General features: G+C 42.9%; 8 protein-coding genes and 1 pseudogene. 7 read left to right on the top strand and 2 right to left on the bottom strand.

Going from position 1 to position 6880, the window contains the following annotated elements; all coding sequences use genetic code 11:
- A partial coding sequence (gene tnpA / locus G625_RS0106880) for an IS200/IS605 family transposase (RefSeq protein WP_029200536.1) occupies nucleotides 1-193 on the bottom strand: 193 nt, incomplete at its 3' end.
- A 141-nt stretch (nucleotides 194-334) separates the two neighbouring features.
- Between tnpA and G625_RS0106875 the strand changes: the two are divergent.
- From G625_RS0106875 to G625_RS0106850, 6 genes and pseudogenes are all read left to right on the top strand, one after another.
- A pseudogene (locus G625_RS0106875) lies at nucleotides 335-634 on the top strand (dicarboxylate/amino acid:cation symporter); the annotation flags it as partial.
- A 143-nt stretch (nucleotides 635-777) separates the two neighbouring features.
- Entirely contained in the window at nucleotides 778-1785 is a 1008-nt protein-coding gene (asnA, locus tag G625_RS0106870; protein ID WP_029200534.1) for an aspartate--ammonia ligase, read from the top strand.
- Between the two features lie 332 nt (nucleotides 1786-2117).
- Nucleotides 2118-2396, top strand: coding sequence for a helix-turn-helix domain-containing protein (locus tag G625_RS18750; RefSeq protein WP_044931897.1), 279 nt, complete (start codon nucleotides 2118-2120; stop codon nucleotides 2394-2396).
- 3 nt (nucleotides 2397-2399) lie between these two features.
- Nucleotides 2400-3614 (top strand): hypothetical protein, encoded by a 1215-nt coding sequence (locus tag G625_RS0106860; RefSeq protein ID WP_029200533.1) that lies wholly within the window; start codon nucleotides 2400-2402, stop codon nucleotides 3612-3614.
- Between the two features lie 26 nt (nucleotides 3615-3640).
- Nucleotides 3641-4255, top strand: coding sequence for an NUDIX hydrolase (locus G625_RS0106855; protein WP_029200532.1), 615 nt, complete (start codon nucleotides 3641-3643; stop codon nucleotides 4253-4255).
- Nucleotides 4256-4303: 48 nt separating this feature from the next.
- Nucleotides 4304-4840: a Uma2 family endonuclease gene (locus G625_RS0106850; RefSeq protein WP_029200531.1), complete on the top strand. Its 537-nt coding sequence runs from the start codon at nucleotides 4304-4306 to the stop codon at nucleotides 4838-4840.
- A gap of 53 nt (nucleotides 4841-4893) precedes the next feature.
- Here G625_RS0106850 and G625_RS0106845 read toward each other — a convergent pair whose 3' ends face one another.
- A complete protein-coding gene (locus G625_RS0106845) occupies nucleotides 4894-5622 on the bottom strand; it encodes a ribonuclease H1 domain-containing protein (RefSeq protein ID WP_029200530.1) in 729 nt (242 codons plus the stop codon).
- 352 nt (nucleotides 5623-5974) lie between these two features.
- Between G625_RS0106845 and G625_RS0106840 the strand changes: the two genes are divergently transcribed.
- Nucleotides 5975-6730 carry an HAD family hydrolase gene (locus tag G625_RS0106840; protein WP_044931924.1) on the top strand — a complete coding sequence of 252 codons (756 nt, stop codon included), beginning with the start codon at nucleotides 5975-5977 and terminating at the stop codon, nucleotides 6728-6730.
- Nucleotides 6731-6880 lie beyond the last annotated feature (150 nt).

The following is a 6880-nucleotide window of genomic DNA, read 5'->3' as shown; positions in this document are numbered from 1 at the left end:
CATACATATGTACATGATCTGTCATTGTAGCCGCCTTAATTATTGTTACGCCTTCCATCTTGCACACTTTTCCTAATAGCTGTCCTACCTCCGCTTGTAGTTTTCCATACATTACTTTACGTCTGTATTTCGGAATGAACACGATATGATATGTGCAATTATACTTGCTATGTGATAAACTTTGATTGTCCATTGGACCTAATCCTCCGTTTCAATTAGTGTGGTTTGCTAGACCTGCACTTATTGTACACCGGAGGTTTTAGTTTATGTTACTCCGTTTATCGCTTCCGCTTTTATTGCTCCCCCAGCTCAGCTGGGGGATTAAGACTGTTTCATTTATCAGGGTGTTTGTGCCATATTCATTGCAGCCTGCTACGGCATAGATCTCACAATGACACAGATGCTTACAATAGTGCTTACAGCTACACTTGCTTCCATAGGAACAGCCGGTGTACCGGGTGCCGGCATGGTCATGCTGGCCATGGTTCTTCAGTCTGTAGGACTTCCTGTTGAGGGTATCGCACTGGTGGCAGGTGTTGACAGGATCTTCGACATGGGCCGTACGGTCCTTAACATTACAGGAGACGCTTCCTGCGCAGTATGTATCTCAAAAATCCATGAGAGGAAATCATAAATAGCTATAACAGTCAAGCCGGAACACAAACAGACCGGAGCCGGCTGAACTGACACTCCCTTTTTTTATGTGGAAATACTTGCAGTGCGTTTTCGATAGCGCTAATATAGTGCTTTAAAGAATATATCAACAGGGAGGCAACTATGGGACTTATTTTTCCTAAGGACTATGATCCACGGCTTTCTGTCCGTGAAACACAGGAAGCCATCAAGTACATTCGTGATACTTTCCAGAAAGAATTCGGCCGTGAGATGAATCTGAGCCGTATTTCAGCACCACTTTTCGTACCGAAAAGCAGCGGTCTCAATGATAATCTCAATGGTTATGAGCGTCCGGTAAGCTTTGATGTTCCATGGTGGCCGGAAGAAACTATAGAGGTTGTTCATTCACTTGCTAAGTGGAAGCGTATGGCTCTCAAGCGTTACGGTTTCAAGCCGGGTGAAGGTCTTTACACTAACATGAACGCTATCCGCCGCGACGAGGAGCTCGACAATCTTCACAGCTGCTATGTTGACCAGTGGGACTGGGAGATGGTTATCAATAAGGAAGATCGCACACAGGAAACTCTCGAGGGCACTGTCCGCATGATCTTCCGTATCATAAAGCACATGGAGCATGAGGTTTGGTACAAGTATCCAAATGCTGTAAACAAACTGCCGGATGACATCTATTTCATCGATTCAGAGACACTTCTCAAGATGTATCCTGACAAAACTGCCAAGGAGCGTGAGAATGCCATCACAAAGGAACACGGCTGTGTATTCATCAGTAAAATCGGTGATAAGCTTTCAAACGGCGAACCTCATGACGGAAGAGCACCGGACTATGATGACTGGGCTCTCAACGGAGACATCCTTTTCTGGTATCCCACACTTGATTGTGCCCTTGAAGTAAGCTCCATGGGTATCCGTGTTGATGAGAAGTCTCTTGCAGAGCAGTTGAAAAAGGCAGGCTGCGAGGAGCGAGCTGAGCTTCCTTACCACAGGATGCTCCTTAACGGTGAGCTTCCTTACACCATCGGAGGAGGCATCGGACAGTCCCGACTCTGCATGCTCCTTCTCGACAGAGCCCACATTGGCGAGGTTCAGGCAAGTATCTGGCCTCAGCAGATGATAGATGAATGCGCAAAGCACAATATCACACTACTGTAATCAAACATGAAGCGTTGGATTTTCCTTGGCTTTTTCTTTAATTGCCATGGAAACCTTCTGAATGACATGGAAGTTACCGGGTATTGCCCACAGAAATCTTCAGATTATCAAAGGCTTCCGGGTATTGCTCACAGAATCATTCATATGGTCATAAAAGCCTCCGGGTATCGAAACCGATACATCGGAGGCTTTTTTAATGTTTGTATGGCTTTATTTCTGAAAAGATCGATATTTATAATGGGATTGAAGCTGCAAAAAATCTGTTGCTTAATCCTTCAAGAGTAGTTATATTTTAAGTATACATTGAATACTTATTAAGGGACTTGAATGATATGCACAGCATAAAAGAATTACGTACCCTGACCGGGCTAACACAGGTGAAATTTGCAGAAAAATATCATATTCCTTTACAGACAGTAAAGCAGTGGGAGTCGTCAAGGGATAGCAGCTCCTACCGCACTCCGCCAGGCTATGCACTAAAGCTGCTTGAACAGGCCATACTGAGGGACATAGAAGATGAAATGGTTTCTCTTATAGTTGATATCAGGAAAATCTCAAAAGGCCCAGAGCAAAAAGAATTACTGAAAACAGCATCAGACATATGGGAGTAAGCTATGATCTATATTCTTTTACATAAAGATATTCCAGTCTGTGTATTTGAGCTTGAAGCAGAAGTGATATCAGCCATATTCAACAGAAAGACTTCAGACCATCTTCCCCTGCCTCTTAAAAGAGTGATTCATTATCCTAAAGAATTCGTTAAAGAAACTTTGGGAGAACAGCTTATACTGAATGAAGAAGGCTGTGCTCTTTTGGATTTCTGGTTGAATGACCGTACCATTCCGGCAAACCGGAAAAATATGTCAAAATACGGTACATCGGTAAATAACCGTCTTTCATGGATGTTGGAAAACCACGCCTGTTCTTTGGATGACTGCTATTGGATACGAAACAGGGATACACATTTGTATTGGGAAGAAGTAAATCTCTATAGATATGAGCAGCTTGATATACTTACACAGGAAAAACTTTCAGAGAAAGCTCATTATAAAAATGGTGCAAATTCCACCCTTGGAGGGGAGCTGGAAAAATACTGGTTTTGTGATGTTTCAGACAATGCAAAGACCTTATACCTCTGTAAGAAGGTCTCTCCCTCCAATGATATTTTAATGATTCGTGAGATCATAGCTAACCATATTTACGAAAAAAGCGGCTATGAAAACTTCTGCAGATACAAGTATGTTTACAACCGTTCCGGTCAGATTGCAGGCTGTTTCTGTAAAGCTTTCACTTCAGAAAAGCTCGAACTCATCACAGCTTATGATCTGCTTAAAGAATACAACTTAACACAGCAGGATGACCTGTACAGCATAATCGTTGAAGCGACTGCAAAATATGGTTTGCGGGAAGCCCTGACACGGGAGTATCTTGATACTCAGATCATAGTTGATTATCTGATAACGAACAGGGACCGGCATCAGGGAAACATTGGCTTCCTAAGAAATCCTGACACCTTAGAGATACTTAGTCCTGCTCCGATTTATGATTCCGGCAGCAGTGAATCCATGGAATATGAACTTCCCATAGATACTGAGCATACTCGGGTAAACGGATTATATCATACCGAGGCAGAGTGCCTTCAGCATGTATCAGACCTAAGCCGGGTTGATCTTTCGAAATTACCGGCAGAAGACATCATAAAAAGTGAACTGGAGAAGAGCAGCACTTTAAGTTCAGAACGTAAGAATTTTCTGATTAAGCTCTATAATGAGAAGGTCACGTACTTAGGACAGAGAACCCGGAAGAAAGGAGACCTCCGATCACCATAACCGATGACCGGATCATAGATGTTCAAATGAATGAAAACAAAAACCACTCTTCAGATAAAACAAACCCGGAAGACTACCTTGCCTGGGAGGAAATAAGCTGCGAGCATATAGTAAAGGATGAGTGGATAGATTTCAAAAGATTATCCTACAGGTTCCCGGACGGAAGTATATTTGAACCTTACTACTGCTATAGCCGCAAAAATTATGTTGTTATCGTGGCTTCCGACACAGATGGGAATTATCTATGTGTTAAGCAGTTCCGGCAGGGAATAAAGGAAGTGACCACCGAGTTTCCGGCCGGAGGCATTGAGCGTAAGGACAATAAAGAATACGGAGACAGCAAAGATGATTCTTCAGAAGATGCACTTCAGGCTGCAAAACGGGAACTGCTTGAGGAAACCGGATATGAATCCGATGAATGGAGCCATCTCATCACTGTTCCCTCCAATGCAACCATCGCAGACAATTACGCCTATATCTTCCGGGCAAAAAACTGCAGAAGAGTAGCGGATCAGGCACTGGATGAAACGGAGTTTCTGAATGTGAAGAAATATACTCCCGATGAAATCGAGAAAATGATTTCTGCCGGCAAATTCCAGCAGGCAGTGCATATCATGGCATGGCTGTTGGCTCAAAAATAAGTTATAATGATTTCAAATAGCTGTTGATACTTATCACGGAGGTAAGCTATGCCTGCATTAAATAATCAGTCCACTTATACTATAGATGATATTTTTGCTCTACCTGATGGGGAGCGGGCAGAGTTGATCGATGGTGTGATGTATGATATGGCACCACCATCAGGTGAACACCAGCGTATTTCCATCAGTCTTTCAACCCAGCTTTATAATCATATACAGAAAAACAAAGGGAACTGTCAGGTATATTATGCTCCATACGCAGTTTTTTTGAATGATGACGATTATAATTATGTAGAGCCGGATATTGCTGTAATCTGCGACAAAAAAAAGCTTGATGATGAAGGCTGCCACGGAGCCCCTGACTTTATAATTGAAATAGTCAGTCCCTCCAGCAGAAAAATGGACTATATGATCAAAATGATAAAATACCAGAAGTCCGGTGTTCGCGAGTACTGGATTGTTGATCCACTTAAACAGAATGTACGTACCTATGATTTCATGGAAAACGAAACAGCTGACTATTCATTTGGAGAAGATATACCTGTGGCTATTTATCCCGGATTTTCGATTAGTATTCATGAATAAATTCAAAAGCCCATCTGAAACATCAATAAAATGATGATTCAGATGGGTTTGTACTATAATATCCCAACCGACCCCTTCGCCAGCTTGTCCACCAGCTCGTTAAATCTGACGCCGGTGTGGGCAGCTACCTTTTGGAATCGTATCTGCATGCTGTTTCGCATCTCAGCAATAAAGGCTTTGTACTCAATAGTGCCTTCTTTGTTAGCCTTCCACTTATTATCAGCCCACATCTCGATCCCCATGTAGTCATAGAAGACTGTGATGCTTTTGATCCCCTGTTTTCCTGCTGTGCTGATGGCAGCCATTGACCCGTGGATCTCCCCGGCAACATTCCTCATGGTAGCGAGGGAAGGATCTGCTCCTGACCCCTGAACTGTCTCGAAGGTTCCGTCCCTTCTCATGAGTATCCCTCCGTAGCCGAATTTTTTTGTTTTAATGTTGTAGCTTCCGTCAACATAGGCGAGGGCTTCCGTGTCGACTCCGTCAAATTCTGCAATTATATCCTCGCTTTTGATATCGTCAACGGAATGGAACTGTGGTTCCTGTGAACTCGCTCCGCCGGAATACTTAGCATTTCCATTGCCCGCCTCTTTATTCAAGCCACTGAATGGTTCTTCCGTGATGTATCCATTGTCTGCTGCCGCAAATGCTTCCGCCTCAGCCCTTGTAGCGAACTTCTTATATACTGCTCCGGAAAATCCCGTCACCTGGGCTTTACAGTCATTCCAGTTACTGTAAACTCCGGGTTTCTTTCCTTTTTGAACTGCATAATAAAATGCCATATATCCTCCTCATTAACGCTGTTTATCAAGCCGTAATACCTGACACACAGATGTAAATCTAACCGGTTCTATAATGCCGATTAATCTATAAGATATTACCACAAGATATGAAATTAATGTTTTATGAAGATTTCATTTTCTCTTTAGATACCATAAATTTAGTGTTATGATGTGAACGTCGAAGAAGTACACTCGTGATGATATGGCAATGTCAGCATCATCTCGCAATATTGACGAAAGCTGTATCAGAATCATCACACAATGTAAATGAAAGCAATATCTGCATTATTACTCAATAGAGATGAAAGCAGTATGCGCAGTATCACACGATATAGATGAAAGGATCTTTACTATGTCTCAGAAGTTCAATGCTATTCTTTTAGATCTCGATGGCACACTTGTAAACACTTTGTACAGCCTTCAGGATACCATGAATAAGGCTCTGGAGCGTTTCGGCTTCGATCCGGTAAGCCTCGAGCAGACAAAAAAGTATGTGGGCATCGGCAGCCACAGGTTTGTTGAGCGTTCTGTTGAAGCCACCGCTGATCGTCTTTACAGGGAAGCAGAAAAGTGGGAAGAAAAGGACGAGGACAAGGCATTTGACCTTGACCAGCAGGCTGACGAGGTCATGGAGCAGATCGATGATGTTCATGAAGCTTATATGGAGATCTTCAGAGAAAACTGCATCTTTAAGGCTGAACCCTATCCGGGAATGAAGGAGTCTCTTGATGCATTGAAGAAAAAGGGCTGGAAGGTTGCCTGCATTACAAATAAGCCCATGGCAGAGGCTGTAGTGGTTCTTGACCATGCTTTCGGTGAAGGATATTTCGATTACATTTCCGGTGACGACGGAACCCATCCCTTGAAGCCCGACACAGGAGTGGTGGATGATACATTAAACCACATCGGCTGTAAAAAAGAGACATGCATCTATGTCGGTGACACCAATACCGATATGGAAACCGCAAAAAGAGCCGGCATTAAGTCCATCGGATGTCTTTACGGTTTCCGTGATAAAAGGGAGCTCGAAGAAGCAGGTGCAGATGTGCTTATAAAGAGTGCGGAAGATTTGGAAAAGGCCATCGAATATATAGAAACAGCAATGTGAAAAGGATTGTAAAAAGCTGATTTTACAGAATTTTCACATTTTGAATCTCTTTATGGCAGTCTCATCGGTTGACAATAAAAATCCATAAACCTATAATTAGCAATGCTGATTCAAGAGTGCTAATTTTGTATACACGCGATCAGCTTACCC

The sequence above is a fragment of the Oribacterium sp. NK2B42 genome (assembly GCF_000424445.1).
Lineage (GTDB): Bacteria > Bacillota > Clostridia > Lachnospirales > Lachnospiraceae > Oribacterium.
Note: the sequence above shows the minus strand (reverse complement) of the source record. Positions and strands in the feature narration are given on the sequence as shown.